We start from the raw sequence: 543 nt of genomic DNA, 5'->3' as shown, positions 1-543 counted from the left end.
ATGCAAACGAGTTCTTTGGTCTTGACGAATCTCTCACAATTCCCATCAAATCACCCACAGATTGCGCCGAGGAACCATAAATTTAAATACGTGAATCGTTTGCGACCCGTGTCGGTTTTTCCACCGACGGGGCATACTCTCGTTAATAAATAAAACACGATGGGAGAGAAAGGCATGATCGGGGAAGTTCGAAATATTTGTTATGTGGGCCGTGAAATGCCAGAAGACTTGCGGTCATCACTCGTTGAGCGTCGGTGGTCGGTTGACGCGATCGAACTCCATAGCAGTTGCAACTTAGCGCGAGCATTTGGGTGGGCCGGCGCTGGCATTATTGATTTTTCAGGGGATCAAATCCCGCAGGATCTATCAGCAGTTGAGCAATTGCTTGGCAACTCGCACGTCGTATGGGTGGCGACGGGCTATCCGGAACAAATTCAACGACGCCGTAACGCGCCGACTTATCCGCGACTACTGTTTCGATTACGTCACGCTGCCGACGTCAAACGAGCGCATCGTGGATGCCGTCGGCCACGCACACGGCAT

The 543-nt window shown here is 51.6% G+C and carries 1 protein-coding gene; it reads left to right on the top strand.

Going from position 1 to position 543, the window contains the following annotated elements:
* Positions 1–307 precede the first annotated feature (307 nt).
* Positions 308–543 (top strand): VpsR-related response regulator (locus AWB68_RS50715; protein WP_327384577.1); only part of this gene is annotated, 236 nt, incomplete at its 3' end.

The organism is Caballeronia choica (genome assembly GCF_001544535.1).
GTDB lineage: Bacteria > Pseudomonadota > Gammaproteobacteria > Burkholderiales > Burkholderiaceae > Caballeronia > Caballeronia choica.
This window is presented reverse-complemented; position numbering and strand designations above follow the sequence as displayed.